Source organism: Pseudomonas sp. zjy_15, from assembly GCF_043101865.1.
Lineage (GTDB): Bacteria > Pseudomonadota > Gammaproteobacteria > Pseudomonadales > Pseudomonadaceae > Aquipseudomonas > Aquipseudomonas putida_Y.
Window position 1 is genome coordinate 58,936 of the sequence record NZ_JBICII010000037.1, and the last position, 17,394, is coordinate 76,329.

The 17,394-nt window shown below is 62.6% G+C and carries 15 protein-coding genes; 8 read left to right on the forward strand and 7 right to left on the reverse strand.

The genetic code is table 11. The features are described 5' to 3' along the window. The first annotated feature begins 168 nt into the window (after window positions 1-168). Complete coding sequence (locus ACF8EF_RS07705) at window positions 169-1,032, forward strand: RHS repeat-associated core domain-containing protein (RefSeq protein ID WP_176682266.1); 864 nt, start codon at window positions 169-171, stop codon at window positions 1,030-1,032. 134 nt (window positions 1,033-1,166) lie between these two features. After that, window positions 1,167-1,946, forward strand: a complete 780-nt coding sequence (locus tag ACF8EF_RS07710; protein WP_176682265.1) for a TSUP family transporter — start codon at window positions 1,167-1,169, stop codon at window positions 1,944-1,946. Here the strand turns inward: ACF8EF_RS07710 and nudC are convergent. After that, entirely contained in the window at window positions 1,914-2,744 is an 831-nt protein-coding gene (nudC, locus tag ACF8EF_RS07715; protein WP_176682264.1) for an NAD(+) diphosphatase, read from the reverse strand. The genes ACF8EF_RS07710 and nudC overlap by 33 nt on opposite strands. A 36-nt stretch (window positions 2,745-2,780) precedes the next feature. Next, entirely contained in the window at window positions 2,781-3,593 is an 813-nt protein-coding gene (locus tag ACF8EF_RS07720) for a crotonase/enoyl-CoA hydratase family protein (RefSeq protein ID WP_339535134.1), read from the reverse strand. A 150-nt stretch (window positions 3,594-3,743) separates the two neighbouring features. Between ACF8EF_RS07720 and nhaB the strand changes: the two genes are divergently transcribed. From nhaB to ACF8EF_RS07735, 3 genes are all read left to right on the forward strand, one after another. After that, the gene (gene nhaB / locus ACF8EF_RS07725) at window positions 3,744-5,246 is read left to right on the forward strand and encodes a sodium/proton antiporter NhaB (RefSeq protein ID WP_176682262.1); all 1,503 of its coding nucleotides are present in this window, start codon (window positions 3,744-3,746) and stop codon (window positions 5,244-5,246) included. A 146-nt stretch (window positions 5,247-5,392) separates the two neighbouring features. Beyond that, entirely contained in the window at window positions 5,393-5,938 is a 546-nt protein-coding gene (locus tag ACF8EF_RS07730; RefSeq protein ID WP_176682261.1) for a lipocalin family protein, read from the forward strand. 87 nt (window positions 5,939-6,025) lie between these two features. After that, window positions 6,026-6,985 (forward strand): ribonuclease Z, encoded by a 960-nt coding sequence (locus ACF8EF_RS07735; RefSeq protein WP_176682260.1) that lies wholly within the window; start codon window positions 6,026-6,028, stop codon window positions 6,983-6,985. On the opposite strand, the gene ACF8EF_RS07740 is transcribed toward ACF8EF_RS07735, so the two are convergent. Both ACF8EF_RS07740 and ACF8EF_RS07745 read right to left on the reverse strand, forming a co-directional pair. Next, window positions 6,982-8,265, reverse strand: a complete 1,284-nt coding sequence (locus tag ACF8EF_RS07740; protein WP_209967059.1) for a Zn-dependent hydrolase — start codon at window positions 8,263-8,265, stop codon at window positions 6,982-6,984. The two genes, ACF8EF_RS07735 and ACF8EF_RS07740, sit on opposite strands and share 4 nt — an antisense overlap. An 11-nt stretch (window positions 8,266-8,276) precedes the next feature. After that, window positions 8,277-9,794: an NCS1 family nucleobase:cation symporter-1 gene (locus ACF8EF_RS07745; protein WP_209967060.1), complete on the reverse strand. Its 1,518-nt coding sequence runs from the start codon at window positions 9,792-9,794 to the stop codon at window positions 8,277-8,279. 341 nt (window positions 9,795-10,135) lie between these two features. Between ACF8EF_RS07745 and hydA the strand changes: the two genes are divergently transcribed. The 3 genes from hydA to preA all read left to right on the forward strand — a co-directional run bounded on the left by hydA (window position 10,136) and on the right by preA (window position 14,380). Further along, window positions 10,136-11,575, forward strand: coding sequence for a dihydropyrimidinase (hydA, locus tag ACF8EF_RS07750; RefSeq protein ID WP_176682257.1), 1,440 nt, complete (start codon window positions 10,136-10,138; stop codon window positions 11,573-11,575). 162 nt (window positions 11,576-11,737) lie between these two features. Beyond that, window positions 11,738-13,105 carry an NAD(P)-dependent oxidoreductase gene (locus ACF8EF_RS07755; RefSeq protein ID WP_392529066.1) on the forward strand — a complete coding sequence of 456 codons (1,368 nt, stop codon included), beginning with the start codon at window positions 11,738-11,740 and terminating at the stop codon, window positions 13,103-13,105. Continuing rightward, window positions 13,106-14,380 (forward strand): NAD-dependent dihydropyrimidine dehydrogenase subunit PreA, encoded by a 1,275-nt coding sequence (gene preA, locus ACF8EF_RS07760; protein WP_176682255.1) that lies wholly within the window; start codon window positions 13,106-13,108, stop codon window positions 14,378-14,380. Window positions 14,381-14,513: 133 nt separating this feature from the next. Here preA and ACF8EF_RS07765 read toward each other — a convergent pair whose 3' ends face one another. The 3 genes from ACF8EF_RS07765 to ACF8EF_RS07775 form a co-directional block, all read right to left on the reverse strand. Beyond that, window positions 14,514-15,134 carry a TetR/AcrR family transcriptional regulator gene (locus ACF8EF_RS07765; protein ID WP_176682254.1) on the reverse strand — a complete coding sequence of 207 codons (621 nt, stop codon included), beginning with the start codon at window positions 15,132-15,134 and terminating at the stop codon, window positions 14,514-14,516. Beyond that, complete coding sequence (locus ACF8EF_RS07770) at window positions 15,134-15,490, reverse strand: VOC family protein (RefSeq protein ID WP_003251273.1); 357 nt, start codon at window positions 15,488-15,490, stop codon at window positions 15,134-15,136. The genes ACF8EF_RS07765 and ACF8EF_RS07770 overlap by 1 nt, the downstream gene beginning before the upstream one ends. A 67-nt stretch (window positions 15,491-15,557) precedes the next feature. Next, a complete protein-coding gene (locus ACF8EF_RS07775; protein WP_392462013.1) occupies window positions 15,558-17,354 on the reverse strand; it encodes a glycoside hydrolase family 15 protein in 1,797 nt (598 codons plus the stop codon). Window positions 17,355-17,394 lie beyond the last annotated feature (40 nt).

Below are 17,394 nucleotides of genomic sequence, written 5' to 3' on the forward strand. Positions count from 1 at the left end.
CCCGATCCGGGATTACGCCATCTTCGTAGGAGCGGGCTTGCCCGCGAAAGGGCCGGCACTGGCAACACATATAGAGTGCCTGCATGCAACTGGCAAATATACCAGTTGCACGCATGGCTAAATTATCCGAAGGTAGCATCAATACATTACATTGCCGGCAGGCTGATCATGCAACAGAACCTAAAGCAGCACTTATTCTATAATATCGACCAGTTATCAACAGCAGTTGGCATCAACCAATCTATTACACTGTTTTCAGCCACAGGCACTCCACTCGCGGAGCGCGCTGCCGAAACGCTGATAACGGCAGTAAATGCGCAGAACTCCATAACCAACAGCATACATCGTGACCGCATTCAAAGTCTGACCTACAGCGCTTATGGGCACAGCCACATTGAGCATATCCTGGGATACACCGGGCAACGTTGTGATCGCTTCACGAAACTGTACCTCCTTGGCAACGGCCACCGTGCATATAGCCCTTATCTCATGCGCTTTTATTCGCCTGACAACCTCAGCCCTTTTGGCAAGGGGGGGCGAAATGCATATGCCTATTGCGAGGGCGACCCAACGAACAATCTGGACCCATCCGGCCAGATGCTGAGGAGAATTTTGGATTTCTTCAAGATAAAACGCGACACCTCGACGCTCTCACCGAACAATGAAAACCCGTACTACAACGATGCTGTCAAGGCTACTGAAACCTTCCCTGCACTGGCCAAATTCCCCAAGTGGTATGATAGCCCACACACCCAAGGAAAACATTTAGAGAAAGCTGCAAACCTAATCAAATACAAAGAGACGCTAGAAAATTGGGAGCCTAATAACGATGCCAGGTATCTGCTCAACGATGAGGCGCAAGCAGATAACATAACCACCATTTACATGAGGAAGATCAATAAAACCGCAAAACGCATTGAAAAAGTATATACCCCTCCAGAAGAGGCAGTCGTCATTCATAAGCTACCATCACCCCCTGCGAATTTTTCATTTCAGCCCGAACAATCGAACGTGAGGGGTCAAACCAAGTGAACTGCCAGAGGTTAAAGCGCAAGGGCAATCTCGCAAACACCTGGCACTGGCAAGCCTAACCGGTGAGTATTACCATCTCAGCCTTCAGAGCGACCTTTGCTCACCTTTTGCCTTTCTCCCTGCGCCCAAACCCCATGCCCTTCGAACTCACCGTAGAACCCCTGACCCTGCTCATCCTGGCGCTGGTCGCCTTCGTCGCCGGATTCATCGACGCCATCGCCGGTGGCGGGGGCCTGCTCACCACTCCGGCCCTGCTCACGGCCGGCATGCCACCGCATCTGGTGCTGGGCACCAACAAGCTCAGTTCCACCTTCGGCTCGGCCACCGCAAGTTTCACTTACTACAAACGCAAGCTGTTCCATCCGGCGCAGTGGCGCCCGGCATTGTTCGCCACCCTGGCCGGGGCGTTGCTCGGCGCTGTCATCGCCCACTACATGCCAGCTGAATGGCTGAACAAGATGCTGCCGGTGGTCGTCTTCGCCTGTGGCATCTACCTGTTGTTCGGCGGCACGCCCAAGGCACCGCTGGATGCCGATGCGCCAATCAAGAAGAAGTGGCAAGTGCCGCAAGGCTTCACCCTGGGCTTCTACGACGGCGTGGCCGGCCCGGGTACCGGGGCGTTCTGGACCGTCAGTACCCTGCTGCTGTACCCCATCGACCTGGTACGCGCCAGCGGCGTGGCGCGCAGCATGAACTTCGTCAGCAACATCGCGGCGCTGACGGTGTTCATCATTTCCGGGCAGGTGGACTACATCGTTGGCCTATGCATGGGCCTGTCGGTGATGGTCGGCGCCTTTTTCGGCGCACGCACGGCAATCAGCGGTGGCAGCAAGTTCATCCGCCCGGTGTTCATCACCGTGGTGCTGGCGTTGACCGTGCGCTTAGCGTGGCAACACTGGTTCGGGCAACCCTAGGCGCCTGGCTACATACAGGTCGATCAGGTACCGGGCAATGGACCGCCCGGCCGGCAGCGGCGGCAGGTCGTGGACGCTGAACCACTTGGCGTCCTCGATCTCGTCCGGCTGCATGACAATCTCGCCACCGGCGTACTCGGCATGAAAACCGAGCATCATCGAATGCGGAAACGGCCAGCACTGGCTGCCGACGTACTGGATGTTCTGCACCTCCACCGCCACTTCTTCGCGCACTTCGCGCACCAGGCAGTCTTCGGCCGATTCACCCGGTTCGGCAAAACCTGCCAAGGTGCTGTACACCCCGGTGACGAAGCGCGGCGAACGCGCCAGCAGGATTTCATCGCCGCGGGTCACCAGCACGATCATGCTGGGTGAAATGCGCGGATAGCTGCGCAGGTCGCAGGGCTGGCAGTACATCGCCCGCTCCCAGCGAATTTGCGTCATCGCCTGGCCGCAACTGCCGCAGAAGCGATGCTCGCGGGCCCAGGTGCCGATTTGTGCGGCATAGCCCAGCACCTTGTAGGTGTCGAAGTCGCCTTCGAGCATGAACGCACGCAGGCCGCGCCAGCTGCAGCCGGGCACATCGGTGGCGCTGCGCAGTTCCAGCAAAAATACCGGCTGGCCGTCAAAGTGGCCGATGCCGTGTTCGCACAGCACGTCGAGGTCCTGGCGCTTGAGCCAGTCGCGGGGGAACAGCGCGCCGTTGGCGTCCACCAGAAACCCTTCAGGGCTGCGGGCCACGGCCAGCCCCCCGATCATCTGTGGGTCGAGTACTGCGGTAGTCCAGCGTGCTGACATCTCGGGGGTTCCTTTACTGCGCGTCCCCCGGCCCGATCAGTCGGCGAACGTCGGTTTCTGTTTGCTCATGTGCGCCGCCACAGCCACGCGCAGGTCTTCGGACTGCAGCATTGCGGCGTTCCAGGTGGCAATGTAGTCCAGGCCATCGTCGATACGATGGTCACGCATGTAGCTGAGCATTTCCTTGGTGCCGGCCACAGCGATCGGCGATTTTGCGGCAATTTCGCGGGCGATGGCAAAGACGCCGTCCATCAGTGCGGCCTGATCATCATAGACTCGGTTGACCAGGCCGATACGCAGCGCCTCGTCCGCCTCGACATTGCGGCCGGTAAATGCCAGCTCACGCATGATGCCGTCGCCGATGATGCGTGGCAAACGTTGCAATGTGCCGACATCGGCAGCCATGCCCATGTCGATCTCCTTGATCGAGAACTGCGCGTCACTGCTGCAGTAGCGCATGTCGCACGCCGAGATGAGGTCGATGGCGCCGCCGATGCAATAGCCCTGAACCGCCGCCAGTACCGGCTTGCGGCACGTGTCTACAGCGGTGAACGAGGCCTGCAGCCGCTGGATGGTCTTGCGCAGGAAGCGTGCATTGCGGCCCACGTCCTTGCCCATCTGGCCGGCCAGCGAAGCCAGCATCATCAGGTCGATACCGGCGGAGAAATGCTTGCCGGCACCGCTGATCACCACAGCACGCACGGCATCGGTGTCATCGATCCACTGGAAGATGTCGATGATCTCTTCCCAGAAAGCCGCGTTCATCGCGTTGACCTTCTCCGGGCGATTGATCTGAACGTGGGCGATGCTGTCGGTCAGTTCGACCTTGAATGCACTGTACTCGGTCACGGGCGGCACTCCTGTGGGTGAAAGGCTCATGGCAGCGATGGTAACCCAGCCCAATGACCGTACTTGTGCCAAAAACGGGACTGTGCGCCTTGCCTAAGACGCGCAGATCCGGCACCGTGCGCCATCGCTGAATTATAAGGATACATATTTATGTCACGCCCCCTGACCGGCGCAATCGCCCACGGTTTTCTGGGCAAGTCGCCGATTTGGTACAAGGTGGTCATCTGCCTGTTTCTGGTGCTCAACCCGCTGTTGTTGGTAACCATTGGCCCGGTTGCGACCGGCTGGGCACTGGTGCTCGAATTCATCTTCACCTTGGCTATGGCCCTGAAGTGCTACCCGTTGATGCCCGGTGGCTTGTTGCTGATCGAAGCCATGCTGTTGCAGATGACCACGCCCCAGGCGCTGTACGAGGAACTGCAGCACAACTTCCCGGTCATCCTGCTACTGATGTTCATGGTCGCCGGCATCCACTTCATGAAGGAACTGCTGCTGTTCCTGTTCTCACGCATTTTGCTTGGGGTGCGCTCAAAAGCCATTCTGTCGTTGCTGTTTTGCGTGCTGTCGGCGTTCCTTTCCGCGTTTCTCGATGCACTCACCGTCACGGCGGTGATCATCAGCGCTGCGGTCGGCTTCTACGCGGTGTACCACCGCGTCGCGTCCGGGGCCAATCCGCGCGAGGAGAGCGCACTGGAGAGCGACCAGCAAGTCGCTCACCTGCACCGTGAAGACCTCGACCAGTTCCGCGCCTTCCTGCGCAGCCTGCTGATGCATGGCGCTGTGGGTACCGCCCTGGGCGGCGTTTGCACGTTGGTGGGCGAACCGCAGAACCTGCTGATCGGCCACGAGATGAGTTGGCACTTCGTCGATTTCTTCTTCAAGGTGGCGCCCGTATCGCTGCCAGTGCTGGGTGCCGGTCTGGTGACCTGCGTACTGCTGGAAAAGGTGCGCCTTTTCGGCTACGGCACGTTGATGCCCGAACCGGTGCGCCAGGTGCTGACCGCCTATGCGGTCGAAGACGATGCCGCGCGTACCCAGGCCCAACGCATCGCGCTGTGGGTACAAGGGCTCGCTGCACTGATCCTGATCATCTGCCTGGGGCTGCATGTGGCCGAGGTCGGCCTGATCGGTCTGATGGTGATCGTACTGATCACGGCCTTCACTGGCATCACCGACGAGCACCGCCTGGGCCGTGCCTTCCAGGAGGCCCTGCCATTCACGTCGCTGTTGGTGGTGTTCTTCGCCGTGGTCGCGATGATTCATCAGCAGCAACTGTTCAACCCATTGATCAACTGGGTGCTGACGCTGCCGGCCGAACAGCAACCGGGCATGCTGTATCTGGCCAACGGCTTGCTGTCGGCGATCAGCGACAATGTGTTCGTTGCCACCATCTACATCACCGAAGTGAAGCAGGCATTTCTCGATGGCAGCATGAGCCGCGAGCATTTCGAAACACTGGCAGTGGCGATCAACACCGGCACCAACCTGCCAAGCGTGGCGACGCCGAACGGGCAGGCGGCGTTCCTGTTCCTGTTGACCTCGGCCATTGCGCCGCTGATCCGGCTGTCGTATGGGCGGATGGTGTGGATGGCGCTGCCCTATACCGTGGTGATGGGCGGGTTGGGTTGGTGGGCGGTGACGTACTGGCTGTGAGGCAGGCCTGTGCGGACCCGTGCGGGCCCTTTCGCGGGTAAACCCGCTCCTGCACGGGTTTCACCGCAGGCAAAACCACCTACAACTTTTTCCCCGCACAGGCGTCGAAACTCAGGTACGCCCCATCCGCTCCAAGGAGGTCACCCATGGTGCTGCGCACTACACTGCTGTTTTCCTGCATGACCCTGGCCCTGCTCGGCTGCGCCGGCAACGATCACCCGGCACCGCCGCGTACCCAGCAGGTGGACCTGCAACGCTATCAGGGTACCTGGTACGAACTGGCGCGGCTGCCGATGTTCTTCCAGCGCAACTGTGTGAAGTCCGAGGCGCGCTACGGCTTGCGCGAGGACGGCCGTATCGATGTAACCAACCGCTGCCAGGAAAAGGACGGCCAGTGGAATGAAGCCAAGGGTATTGCCGAGCTCCAGCAGCCAGGCAGCACCGACAAGCTGTGGGTGCGCTTCGACAACTGGTTCAGCCGCCTGGCACCGGGCCTGACCAAGGGCGAGTACTGGGTGCTGTACCACGACAAGGACTACCGCGTGGCACTGGTCGGCCACCCCAACCGGGAGTACCTGTGGCTGCTTTCGCGCACGCCAGCAGTCACCGACCAGCAGCGCGAGCAACTGCTGACGATCGCCCGGGAGCAAGGTTATGACACCAGCAAGCTCATCTGGCGACAGGGTAACTAGCAGGCCGTCGACGGCGGGCGGCAATCCGGCTAAGGTGTGCGCCCCGTATCACCTTGGCCGCTTCTGGCCTGAAACAGGAGCCTGAGCATGGACCTGCTGTTCCTCGGCACCTCCGCCGGGGTGCCCACCAAGGCACGCAATGTCAGCGCCACTGCCGTGATCGAAGCCAGTGGCAGCCACTGGTATCTGGTCGATTGTGGCGAAGGCACCCAGCACCGGCTGCTACACACCCCGCTTTCGATCCGCGACCTGCGCGCGATCTTCATCACCCACGTGCATGGTGACCATTGCTTCGGCCTGCCCGGCCTGTTGGCCAGCGCGGGCATGAGCGGGCGCACCCAGCCGCTGGAAGTGATCCTGCCCGCCGCACTGCACGACTGGGTACGCCAGGGCCTGCTTGCCAGCGATACCTTCCTGCCGTTCGAGCTGCGCCTGCTGCCCGTGGAAACGTTGAGCACATGGCGCAGCGAGACCCTGCAGGTAACCACCGTGCAACTGTCGCACCGGGTGCCCAGCGTGGGTTTCGTATTCACCGAAACCAACCCTGAGCCACGCCTGGACATCCAGCGCCTGGACGCCGAGGGCATACCGCGTGGTCCGCTGTGGGGTGAGCTGGCCAAGGGGTTGACCGTGAAGTACAACCGGCAACTACTGAACGGCAACGACTACCTGCGGCCTTCGCGTCCGCCACAGCGGGTGATCGTGTGCGGGGACAACGACAAACCAGAACTGCTGGCAGCCGTCGCCAGGGGTGCGGATGTACTGGTGCACGAAGCCACCTTCACCCAGGCGGTGGTCGAACGCACCGGGGGCACGTTCGGCCACAGCACCGCCGCTGAAGTGGCACGCTTTGCCGAGGCCGCTGGCGTGCGCAACCTGGTACTGACGCATTTCAGCGCCCGCTACCAGAACGACCCACGGCGCAGCCCGCACATCGACAACCTGCGCGACGAGGCCCTCGCCCATTACAGCGGGCAGTTGACCCTGGCGCAGGACCTGCAGCGCTATCACCTTGGCCGTAACGGCCGTCTTGAGGCCAGTGGTTAGGCCGCCAGTCGCCCGCTGGCAATTGCCTCCGACGCCGCCAGCATCGCCCGCAGCAACACCGCGCAGCCTGCCGCCAGGTCATCAGGCGTGGCGTTCTCGATTTCGTTATGGCTGATGCCGTTTTCGCACGGCACGAAAATCATCCCCGCCGGCCCCAGCTCGGCCAAGAAGATGGCGTCATGCCCCGCGCCACTGACGATGTCCATGTGCGGCAGGCCCAATGCCTTGGCCGATTCGCGCACGGCGTCGACACAGCCTTTGTCGAAGTAAAGTGCCGGGAAGTCGGCCGTGGGCACCAGCTCATGGTTCAGACCATGCTTGGTACAGGTCGCCTCGATCACCTCGCGCACATCGGCAATCATCGCATTCAACTGCTCGCCCTCGAGGTGGCGGAAGTCCAGGGTCATGCGCACTTCGCCCGGGATCACGTTACGCGAGCCCGGGTACGCCTGAAGGCAGCCCACCGTGCCACACGCGTGCGGCTGGTGGGCAAGCGCCGTGCGGTTGACCGCCTCCACCACAGCGGCTGCCCCTACCAGGGCGTCCTTGCGCAGGTGCATGGGCGTAGGGCCGGCATGGGCTTCAACACCCCGCAGGGTCAGGTCGAACCACTTCTGGCCCAGGGCGCCGAGGACCACGCCGATGGTCTTGGCCTGGTCCTCAAGGATAGGCCCCTGCTCGATATGCGCCTCGAAATACGCCCCCACAGGGTGCCCCGACACTGCACGCGGACCGGCGTAACCAATGGCGTTCAACGCTTCGCCAACGCTGACACCCTGGGCATCGCGCTTGGCCAGGGTTTCTTCCAGGGTGAACTTGCTGGCGAACACCCCTGAACCCATCATGCACGGCGCAAAACGCGAACCTTCTTCGTTGGTCCACACCACCACTTCGAGCGGCGCTTCGGTTTCCACGCCCAGGTCGTTGAGGGTGCGGATCACCTCCAGCCCGGCCATCACCCCGAAGCAGCCATCGAACTTGCCGCCGGTGGGCTGGGTGTCGATATGACTTCCGGTCATCACCGGCGGCAGCTTGGGGTTACGGCCCGGGCGGCGGGCGAATATGTTGCCGACGGCGTCGATGCTGACCGAGCAACCGGCCGCCTCGCACCACTGCACGAACAGATCGCGAGCCTGGCGGTCGAGGTCGGTCAAGGCCAGGCGGCAGACGCCGCCCTTGGCGGTGGCGCCGAGCCGGGCCAGGTCCATCAGCGATTGCCACAGGCGGGTACTGTCGACGTGATGGGCGTTGGTCTTCAGGATCTCTTTGACGGGGGTCACGGGTTTCTCCTTCAGGCTTTTTTTGTTGTCTGTTCAGGACGCTTCGCGGGCACACCCGCTACCACAGGACTGCGTACCGCCATACCGCCAAGCACGTAGTACAGTGCACCGCCCAGCAACGAGCCGGTGAACCAGCCGTAGTCATAGAACCAGCTGAAACTGCTGTTGCCAATCGCCATTACCGTCAGCCCTACCGGCAAGGCGAAGGCGGCAAAACCGGCCCAGTTCCACGCGGGATACACGTCGTCGCGGTATAGCCCGGCCAGGTCCAGCTTCTGCCGGCGGATCAGGAAGTAGTCCACCGCCATGATGCCGGCAATGGGCCCCAACAAGCTGGAATAGCCCAGCAGCCAGTTGGAATACACGCTCTCCAGGCTAAGGTCGGAGACAATCAGGCCCAGCTTCTTCAGCAGCTCATGGCCCATCAGTGCCAGGCCGATGAAGCCGGTCAGCCATATCGCGCGGCTTCGCCCAATCAGGCGTGGGGCAATGTTCTGGAAGTCATTGGTCGGCGACACGATGTTCGCCGCAGTGTTGGTCGACAGCGTGGCGATCACGATCAGCGCCATGGCCAGGGCCACCCAGAACGGGCTTTGAATCTTGCCGATCAGGCTGACCGGGTCGGACACCGTCTCGCCCACCAGCGACGCCGACGCGGCGGTCAGTACCACACCCAGCGCCGCGAACAGGAACATGGTCAGCGGCAGGCCGAAGATCTGCCCGAGAATCTGGTCCTTCTGGCTGCGGGCGTAGCGGCTGAAGTCGGGAATGTTCAGCGACAATGTGGCCCAGAAGCCGACCATGGCCGTGAGCCCCGCGCAGAAGTAACTGACCACGCTCGCCCCTTCCGGGCGCTTGGGCGGCTGTGCCAGCAGTTCGGACATCGACATATGGGGCAAGGCCCAGAACAACAGACCGACGCCCACTGCGACCAGCAGCGGTGCCGACAGCGTTTCCAGCCACTTGATCGACTCGGCGCCGCGCAGCACCACCCACAGGTTCAGGCACCAGAAGATCATGAAGCCAATCACCTCGCCTGTCCCACCCAGCGCCTTCCAGCCGTCGAACACCGAACCCAGGAACAGGTGAATGGCCAGCCCGCCGAACATGGTCTGGATACCGAACCAACCACAGGCCACCACCGCGCGGATCAGGCACGGTACGTTGGAGCCGAGAATGCCGAACGACGAACGCAGCAATACCGGAAACGGGATGCCGTACTTGGTACCGGGAAAGGCATTGAGGGTAAGCGGTATCAACACGATAACGTTGGCCAGCAAGATCGCCAGCAGCGCTTCGCCAACGCTGAGGCCGAAGTAGGCCGTGAGCACGCCGCCGAGGGTGTAGGTGGGTACGCAGATGGACATGCCCACCCACAGGGCGGTGATGTGCCATTTGTTCCAGGTACGCTGGTGCACCTTGGTCGGTGCAATGTCAGGGTTGTAGCGCGGGCTGTCGAGAACATCGCTGCCCTCGGACAGCTCGAACAGGCCATCTTGCTCGACCACTTCCGATCTGCTCTGTTGCATAGGCCCTTCTCCAGTTTTTCTTCTATTTTTCGCTCATCAGGCTGATTCGATGACCGGAGTTCGCACGCGGAATGTGCTTAGAAATCTCGACCAGATTTTCATCTTGTCAAGCCAGTCAAATAGCCTGAAAGCCCCGTCCTGCGTACGCTCACTGAATTTAACCCTTGAATATCAGCTACTTAAAAACCACAAAATTAATGGGAAAATTTTCTTGCTGAATCAAGAATCAGCATCTAGCCTCGAATCTTGTCAGGCCTGACAGGATTGACCGCCCTGCCCGCCCTGCATCCATGACAATGCAAAGAACCGGCCAAGACCGGTCAGCCTGCGAGGAAAACGGCATGTCCCTGTTGATCCGTGGCGCCACCGTGGTTACCCACGAAGAGAGTTACCCCGCCGATGTCCTGTGTGCCGATGGCCTGATCCGAGCCATCGGGCAAAACCTCGAACCACCCACCGACTGCAAGATCCTCGACGGCAGCGGCCAGTACCTGATGCCCGGCGGCATCGACCCACACACCCACATGCAGTTGCCGTTCATGGGCACCGTGGCCAGCGAGGACTTCTTCAGTGGCACCGCTGCGGGCCTGGCAGGCGGCACCACCTCTATCATCGACTTCGTCATACCCAACCCGCAGCAATCGTTGCTGGAGGCCTTCCACACCTGGCGTGGCTGGGCGCAGAAAAGCGCCAGCGACTATGGCTTCCACGTCGCCATCACCTGGTGGAGCGAGCAGGTGGCCGAAGAGATGGGCGAGCTGGTGGCCAAGCACGGGGTGAACAGCTTCAAGCATTTCATGGCCTACAAGAATGCGATCATGGCCGCCGACGATACCCTGGTGGCCAGCTTCGAGCGTTGCCTGCAACTGGGCGCGGTGCCCACCGTGCATGCCGAGAACGGCGAGCTGGTGTACCACCTGCAGAAAAAACTGCTCGCCCAGGGCATGACCGGGCCGGAAGCCCACCCGCTGTCGCGCCCCTCGCAGGTTGAAGGCGAAGCGGCCAGCCGCGCCATCCGCATTGCCGAAACCCTCGGCACGCCGTTGTACCTGGTGCACATTTCCAGCCGCGAGGCACTGGATGAAATTGCCTATGCCCGAGGCAAGGGCCAGCCGGTGTATGGGGAGGTGCTGCCCGGCCACCTGCTGCTGGATGACAGCGTCTACCGTGACCCGGACTGGGCCACCGCCGCCGGTTATGTGATGAGCCCGCCGTTCCGCCCACGCGAGCACCAGGAGGCGCTGTGGCGCGGCTTGCAGTCGGGCAACCTGCACACCACCGCCACCGACCACTGCTGCTTCTGCGCCGAGCAGAAAGCCATGGGCCGCGACGACTTCAGCCGCATCCCCAATGGCACCGCCGGCATCGAAGACCGCATGGCGGTACTGTGGGATGCCGGGGTCAACAGCGGGCGACTGTCGATGCACGAATTCGTCGCGCTGACCTCCACCAACACGGCGAAAATCTTCAACCTGTTCCCGCGCAAGGGCGCTATACGCGTGGGTGCCGATGCCGACCTGGTGCTGTGGGACCCGCAGGGCACCCGCACCATCTCTGCCCAAACCCACCACCAGCAGGTGGACTTCAACATTTTCGAAGGCCGCACCGTGCGCGGCATCCCAAGCCACACCATCAGCCAGGGCAAGGTGCTCTGGGCCGATGGCGACCTGCGCGCCGAACCGGGCGCGGGGCGGTATGTGGAACGGCCGGCGTACCCGTCGGTGTATGAAGTGCTGGGGCGCCGGGCCGAGCATCAGCGGCCGATGCCAGTTCAGCGCTGAAACCATTGGGGCTGCAGTGCAGCCCATCGCGACGCAAGGCCGCTCCCACAAGGAGCGCGATCGCCTGTGGGAGCGGCCTTGCGTCGCAATGGGCCGCGCAGCGCCCCCAGAATCCACCGCAATACCTGTCGCCTGCACCATAAAAATAGAGAGGCTACAACCGTGATCGACGCCCTGAACCATTTGCCGCGCCCCCGGGCCGGCGCCGACCAGTTGGCCGAGCGCTTCAGCGATCTGGCCCCACCCCTCACCGCGCGCCAGGCTGCCCTGGAAAGTGCACGCTGCCTGTACTGCTACGACGCCCCCTGCGTCAACGCTTGCCCTAGCGAGATTGACATCCCCTCGTTCATACACCGCATCAGTGACGAAAACCTGCAAGGCGCCGCCGAACGCATTCTTTCGGCCAACATCCTTGGCGGTAGTTGCGCCCGCGTGTGCCCCACCGAAATCCTCTGCCAGCAAGCCTGCGTGCGCAACAACGCCCAGGAATGCGCGCCGGTGCTGATCGGCCAGCTGCAGCGTTACGCCCTGGACAACGCCCAGTTCAGCGCACACCCGTTCAAGCGCTCGGCAGCCACCGGCAAGCGTATCGCCGTGGTCGGCGCCGGCCCGGCAGGGCTGTCCTGCGCGCACCGCCTGGCCATGCACGGGCATGACGTGGTGGTGTTCGAGGCCTGCGACAAAGCCGGCGGCCTCAACGAGTACGGTATCGCCCGCTACAAGCTGGTAGACGACTATGCCCAGCGGGAGGTGGATTTCTTGTTGGGCATTGGCGGTATCGAAGTCCGCCATGGCCAGCGCTTGGGTGACAACCTCAGCCTGGGCGAGCTGCGCGATCAGTACGAAGCGGTGTTCCTGGGCCTCGGCCTGAATGCCGTGCGCCAGCTAGGCCTGCCCGACGAGGAAGCCCCCGGCGTGCTCGCCGCCACCGAATACATCCGTGAGCTACGCCAGGCCGATGACCTGAGCCAGCTACCGCTGGCCGACCGCTGCCTGGTGATCGGTGCTGGCAACACGGCCATCGACATGGCCGTGCAAATGAGCCGTCTGGGTGCCCGTGACGTCAACCTGGTTTACCGCCGTGGTCAGGCAGACATGGGCGCTACCGGCCACGAGCAGGACATCGCCAAGGCCAATCAGGTGCGCCTGCACACCTGGGCCCGCCCTGATACCGTGCTGCTGGATGACGCCGGCAAGGTCCGCGGCATGCGCTTTGCCCGCACCGAGTTGGCGGAAGGCCGCCTGCGCGATACCGGCGAAACCTTCGAGCTGGCTGCGGACGCCATCTTCAAGGCCATTGGCCAGCGCTTCGACGACACCAGCCTCCACGACCCGGTGGCTGCGCAACTGGCCCGCGAGGGTGAGCGCATCCGCGTTGACGAAAACCTGCAGACCAGCCTACCGGGCGTATACGCAGGCGGCGACTGCACCGCGCTGGGCCAGGACCTTACCGTGCAGGCCGTGCAACACGGCAAGCTGGCCGCCGAAGCCATCCATGCCCAACTCATGCTCAACGTGGAGGCAGCGTAAATGGCCGACTTGTCTATCGTATTTGCCGGCATCAAGGCACCCAACCCCTTCTGGCTGGCCTCCGCACCGCCAACCGACAAGGCCTACAACGTGGTCCGCGCCTTCGAGGCCGGCTGGGGTGGCGTGGTCTGGAAGACCCTGGGCGAAGACCCTGCGGCGGTCAACGTGTCGTCGCGCTACTCGGCGCACTATGGTGCCAACCGTCAGGTACAGGGGATCAACAATATCGAGTTGATCACCGACCGCTCCCTGGACATCAACCTGCGCGAAATCACCCAGGTGAAGAAAGACTGGCCCGACCGCGCATTGATCGTGTCGCTGATGGTGCCGTGCATAGAGGAGTCGTGGAAGTTCATCCTGCCGCTGGTGGAAGCCACCGGGGCCGATGGCATCGAGTTGAACTTCGGTTGCCCGCACGGTATGCCGGAACGGGGCATGGGGGCGGCCGTTGGCCAGGTACCGGAATATGTGGAAATGGTCACCCGCTGGTGCAAGACGTACTGCGCGCTGCCGGTGATCGTGAAGCTTACGCCGAACATCACCGATATCCGCCAGTCGGCCCGCGCCGCGCACCGGGGCGGGGCCGATGCCGTGTCGTTGATCAATACCATCAACTCCATCACCAGCGTCGACCTGGACCGCATGGTGGCCCACCCGATTGTCGGAGACCAGAGCACCCATGGTGGTTACTGCGGTTCGGCAGTGAAGCCGATTGCCTTGAACATGGTGGCGGAAATCGCCCGCGACCCGGAAACGCGTGGCTTGCCGATTTGTGGCATTGGCGGCATCGGCAACTGGCGTGACGCAGCCGAGTTCATGGCCTTGGGCAGTGGCGCCGTGCAGGTGTGCACGGCAGCGATGCTACATGGCTTCCGTATCGTCGAGGACATGCAGGACGGCCTGGCACGCTGGATGGACCAGCATGGGCACCCCAACATCGAGGCGTTCCGCGGGCAGGCGGTGGGCCATACCACCGACTGGAAATACCTGGACATCAACTACAAGTCGGTGGCGCACATTGACCAGGAGGCGTGCATTGGCTGCGGGCGTTGCCACATTGCGTGTGAGGACACCTCGCACCAGGCGATTGCCAGCACGCTGAAAGCTGACGGCACGCATGCCTACAGTGTGATCGAAGAGGAATGCGTAGGCTGCAACCTGTGCCAGATCACCTGCCCGGTGGAAAACTGCATCGAAATGGAGGCACAGGATACCGGCAAGCCGTACCTGAACTGGACGCAGGATCCGCGTAACCCGTACCGCGAGGCCAGTTGAAGCAATGGGGGCTGCCATGCAGCCCTTCGCGGGCTTGCCCGCTCCCACAGGACTGCGCCATTTCTGAGGACAGCGCAGAACCTGTGGGAGCGGGCAAGCCCGCGAATGCCGCGCAGCGGCCTCCATCGCCGGTTCACGGCGCCAGCCCTATCCCCCGCAAGATCACGCTGGTCACCGTCTGCACGGCACTCTCGAACGCCATGTCCGACAGCATCTCGCCGCCGTTCAGCAACTGCACCTGGTAACCGAAGTCGGCGTAATGCTGGGTCGAGGCCCAGATCATGTACAGCAGCGCCGACGGCTCCACCGGCAGGATGCGCCCCTCTTCCACCCAGCTGCGGATCTTGGCTTCTTTCATCTTCGCCCAAGGCACCAGGCTTTCGTCGAGGTTAACCCCCAGCACCGGCGCGCCGTGCAGCATCTCTTCGGCCCAGATTTTCGAGCCCAGCGGCCGCGAGCGCGAATGGCCCATCTTCGCCCGGATGTAGCTGGTCAGCACCACACGCGGATCGTCGAAGTTCTCGAAGCACAGGGCGTCCTGCTTCCACACATCCAGCAGGTCCTGCAGCACCGCGCGGAACAGCTCGTCCTTGGTGCTGAAGTAATAATGCAGGTTGGAGCGTGGCAACTCAGCCTGCTCTGCGATATCCCCCATCGAGGTGGCGCCATAGCCCTTCTCGGCAAACACCTTTTCCGCCGCTTGCAGGATTTTTTCGATATTGCGTCGGCGGATTTCGATCTTGTGATTGGCCATCAGGCTTGGGCCGTCCACACCGCCAGTTCATAACCGTCCGGGTCAATGAAATGAAAACGCCGCCCGCCGGGAAAGGCAAAGGTCGCCCGGCTGATTTTCGCCCCGGCGGCTTCGATCCGCTGCTGCGTGGCCTCCAGGTCGTCGGCGTACAAGATGACCAGCGGCCCACCCGGACGCACCGGCTCACCCGTGGTGAAGCCACCCGTCAACCGGCCGTCACTGAACTCGGTGTAGGTCGGCCCGTAGTCGGTGAATGCCCAACCAAACACGCTGCCATAGAAGGCCTTGCTCCGTGAAATGTCGCTGACATTGAACTCGATGTTGTCGATTTGCCGGTCAGTACCGCGAATGCCCATGTGTGCTCCGTGCCGAAGGGTGTTTGGCCTAGTCTACTCCGGTCAAGGCAGTCGCCCCACTCATTCGCTACCCACAACGCGCCCGGTCGCGCGCCGGGCACTGTGCGCGGTGCAGATTCAGCGCGGTGTTGATGATGCCTATCTGGCTGAAGGCCTGGGGGAAGTTGCCGAGCATGCGCTGGCCGGCCGGGTCGTATTGTTCGGCCAGCAGGCCAAGGTCGTTGCACAGGCCGGCCAGGTGTTGGTACAGCGCTTCGGCTTTGGCCTGGCGCCCCAGCAATACATAAACGTCCGCCAGCCAGAACGAACACACCAGGAACGTGCCCTCGCCCGGCGTCAGGCCGTCGCTGCAACTGTCACTGTCATAGCGCAGCAACAGGCCGTTCTTCAGCAGGCGCTGTTCGATCTGCTCGAGCGTGCGCATGAAGCGTGGGTCATCCGCCGGCAGGAAGCCGGTCAGGGCGATCTGCAGCAGGCTGGCGTCCATTTCGGTCGAACCATAGGCCTGGACGAAGAACCGGCCGCTGGCGTCCAGGCCGCGCTCGCACACTTCGCGGTGAATCTCGTCAGCTACCTGGCGATAATGCTGCCCGCGCTCTTGGCCTTCTTCTGTGGTGTCGGCCAGCCCTGCGGCGCGGTCGAAGGCGACCCAGGCCATCACTTTGGAGTGCACGAACTGCTGTCGGCCGCCGCGCATTTCCCAGATGCCTTCGTCCGGCTCGCGCCAGATACGTTCGACATAAGGCAGTATCAAGCGCGAAATGGCGGCGCTGCGCGGGTGGCGGGGCAACCCGCCCTTGATCGCCTGGGTCATCGCATCGGCCAGTTCGCCATAGATGTCCAGCTGCGTCTGCGCCGAGGCGGCGTTGCCCACCCGCACCGGCTGTGAATGCTCATAACCGACCAGCCACGGCAAGGTGTACTCCTGCAGGTCGCGCTCGCCGGCCAGGCCATACATGATCTGCATCTGCTCGGGGTTGCCGGCCACCGAGCGCAGCAGCCACTCGCGCCAAGCCTGGGCTTCGTCGAAATAGCCAAGGTTCATGAAGGCCAGCAGGGTCATGGTCGCGTCGCGCAGCCAACAGAAGCGGTAGTCCCAGTTGCGCTCGCCACCCACACGCTCGGGCAGCGACGTGGTGACGGCTGCGACAATACCGCCGGTGGGGGCGTAGGTCATGGCCTTGAGGGTGAGCAGCGAACGGCGCACCAGGGCGGTATATGGCCCTACCTGCGGGCAGCGGTCGGCGAAGGCCTGCCATTGCTCGCAGGTGTTCGCCAAGGCTTGGTCGATGTCGCAGTCGGGCTGCACCGGCAAGTGCGAGGGCTGGTGGCGCAGGCTGAAGACCTGGCGCTGGCCCGTGCTGACGCGAAAGCGGCAGCCGGTATGGTGGTCGCGGGCTTGCGGGGGCACGGTGCTGCACAGGATCAGCCGGTCAGGGCCGGCGACTGCGCTGAGGGTCAGTGGGTCGAGCCGTTCCACCCAGGGCACGCTGCGGCCGTAGTCGAAGCGCATGACCAGGTCCATTTCGAAACTGGTTTCGCCAGACAAGCCTTCGACGATGCGCACCACCGAATTGACCTCGCCCAAAGGCATGAAGTCGAGCACCCGGGCACGACCGCTTGCGGTCACCCAGGTGGTTTCCAGCACCAGGGTGTCGCCCAGGTACTGGCGGCTGCTGTGCGCTACCGGGTCGCAAGGGGCCAGGCGCCAGCGGCCGTTTTCTTCATTGCCCAACAGGGCCGCGAACACGGCGGGGGCGTCGAAACGTGGCAGGCACAGCCAGTCCAGCGAGCCATCGCGGCTGACCAGCGCCGCACTACGGCAGTTGCCCAGCAGGGCGTAGTCTTCGATATGGGCAGGCATTGGGTCTCCTTTGTGTGGTTGCCTGTGCTGGCCTCTTCGC

Coding starts and splice junctions, on each gene's coding strand:
- ACF8EF_RS07775 (WP_392462013.1), bottom strand. CDS start 17,354: ATGCCTGCCCATATCGAAGACTACGCCCTGCTGGGCAACTGCCGTAGT.
- ACF8EF_RS07770 (WP_003251273.1), bottom strand. CDS start 15,490: ATGGGCATTCGCGGTACTGACCGGCAAATCGACAACATCGAGTTCAAT.
- preA (WP_176682255.1), top strand. CDS start 13,106: ATGGCCGACTTGTCTATCGTATTTGCCGGCATCAAGGCACCCAACCCC.
- ACF8EF_RS07710 (WP_176682265.1), top strand. CDS start 1,167: ATGCCCTTCGAACTCACCGTAGAACCCCTGACCCTGCTCATCCTGGCG.
- ACF8EF_RS07730 (WP_176682261.1), top strand. CDS start 5,393: ATGGTGCTGCGCACTACACTGCTGTTTTCCTGCATGACCCTGGCCCTG.
- ACF8EF_RS07705 (WP_176682266.1), top strand. CDS start 169: ATGCAACAGAACCTAAAGCAGCACTTATTCTATAATATCGACCAGTTA.
- ACF8EF_RS07765 (WP_176682254.1), bottom strand. CDS start 15,134: ATGGCCAATCACAAGATCGAAATCCGCCGACGCAATATCGAAAAAATC.
- nhaB (WP_176682262.1), top strand. CDS start 3,744: ATGTCACGCCCCCTGACCGGCGCAATCGCCCACGGTTTTCTGGGCAAG.
- ACF8EF_RS07735 (WP_176682260.1), top strand. CDS start 6,026: ATGGACCTGCTGTTCCTCGGCACCTCCGCCGGGGTGCCCACCAAGGCA.
- hydA (WP_176682257.1), top strand. CDS start 10,136: ATGTCCCTGTTGATCCGTGGCGCCACCGTGGTTACCCACGAAGAGAGT.
- ACF8EF_RS07745 (WP_209967060.1), bottom strand. CDS start 9,794: ATGCAACAGAGCAGATCGGAAGTGGTCGAGCAAGATGGCCTGTTCGAG.
- nudC (WP_176682264.1), bottom strand. CDS start 2,744: ATGTCAGCACGCTGGACTACCGCAGTACTCGACCCACAGATGATCGGG.